Here is a 1,573-nt window from a genome sequence, read left to right as displayed (position 1 = left end):
TTCTATCCTGAAAATAAACCAAAGTAGCTTAAAAGGCCGCACGAAACTAAGCCCCTCTCCCCTTATTTTTTAAAGGGGCTGCTACCAAGAAGAAGCTGTGCTTAACTAACCGTTTCTAAAGTAACCTTACAGCCCAAGGCCTCCAATCGTTTAACAGATCGCCGAATCGAATGCTCCCGTTGTCGTTCTTCGTAGTAGCTGGAACCCAGTTCCTTGTATTCCTGACGGCCCGCTAACAAATAGTATGCAATTAAAAGGATACGGTGAGCCACGGCCACTGCTGCCCGGTTAGCCCCACGCCTGGCCGCCAGCCGCCTGTACATGTTCGACAAGTAGGTGTCTTGGGTTCGAGAGGCTGCTCTGGCTGCTTCAATTAATGCACTTCGCAATTTGGAATTACCTTTTCGAGTTTTAGCGTTTTTTCGTTTTCCTGCGCTTTCGTTTTGACCTGGAGCGAGGCCCGCCCACGCACAAAGCCGGGCAGCTGAACCGAATTGTTCCTGCACGTTGACACCCGCTTCAGCTACGATTTGTTCGGCGGTGCTCCGTCCCACACCCGGGATGGTATCCAGTCGTTCCAGGTCTTCCTCAAAAGGGGACATGCGTGCTTTGACTTCTGCATCCAACATCGTGATTTCGGATTCAAGGAAATCAATATGTCTAAGCTGGATTTGTAGCATTTGTTTTTGGTGAGGACCCATCAGACCGTGCAAGGCGCGCTGTAGTTCTACTTTCTTGCTCTTCATTCGTTTCTGAGCAAACGCGGACAGAACGACGGGATCCTCTTCTCCGGCAATCATCGCCTCCAGCATCGCGCGGCCTGATTTCCCGAGTACATCGCGGATCACGGAAGAGAGTTTAATATTGGCCCCTTCGAGTACTTTCTGAATCCGGTTCGCTTCCCGGGCTCGTTCTTCAATTAAACTGCGGCGGTAGCGAATGAGTTCACGCAATTCCCGGTGCTCCCGAGTGGGAATGTAGCTGCCTTTCAGCAGACCATGCCGCAGAAGACTGGCGATCCACTCGGCATCCTTTACGTCGGTTTTACGCCCAGGGACATTTCGAATATGTTGGGCGTTAATCACGAGTGGCTGGATTTCTTCCAATTCGAGTAGATTAAAGATGGGTTTCCAATAGGAGGCGGTGCTTTCCATGGCGACCACCGTGCATTTCTTGTCTTTGAGCCAGTCAATGAGCTGCAATAAGTCGTCAGTTAGGGTAGAGAACGTACGAATTTCTTTGCCTTCGGGAGTAAGGACACAGGCTACGACGTTCTTTTTATGAACGTCCAGACCACAACAATGGCTAAACACAACATCCATCGAGTTACCTCCTTCTACGGCCGAATAGAATGGGGCTGGTGCAGCAACGTAATGAAGCAATCTATCCTTCGTGCTTCCACTAATAGTGGAGCAACAATCTGAGGTGCACCAGAGTTGCTGAGGTCTGTCTATTGCACGGGCTCAAGGCACCAAGAATACTCGACCTCTCTTCGCCAGCCGTAAAAGGAAACTTCGACAAGTACCCATTTTCATCCTTCTTGGGTGCCGCTAGGCGGCATGGATGTCTATTG

General features: G+C 50.3%; 1 protein-coding gene. It reads right to left on the bottom strand.

The genetic code is table 11. The annotated features are described in order from the left end of the window. Positions 1-101: 101 nt before the first annotated feature. The gene (locus M2108_RS31305; protein WP_277473366.1) at positions 102-1,322 is read right to left on the bottom strand and encodes an IS110 family RNA-guided transposase; all 1,221 of its coding nucleotides are present in this window, start codon (positions 1,320-1,322) and stop codon (positions 102-104) included. Positions 1,323-1,573: the final 251 nt, after the last annotated feature.

It is taken from the genome of Paenibacillus sp. PastM-3 (genome assembly GCF_029893965.1).
Taxonomy (GTDB): Bacteria; Bacillota; Bacilli; order Paenibacillales; family Paenibacillaceae; genus Paenibacillus_AQ.
The sequence above is the reverse complement of the archived record's forward strand: the minus strand, read 5'-3'. Positions and strand labels throughout refer to the sequence as shown.

What these genes read in the sequence shown, in the direction of transcription:
- M2108_RS31305 (WP_277473366.1), bottom strand. Translation starts at nt 1,322, where the DNA reads ATGGATGTTGTGTTTAGCCATTGTTGTGGTCTGGACGTTCATAAAAAG.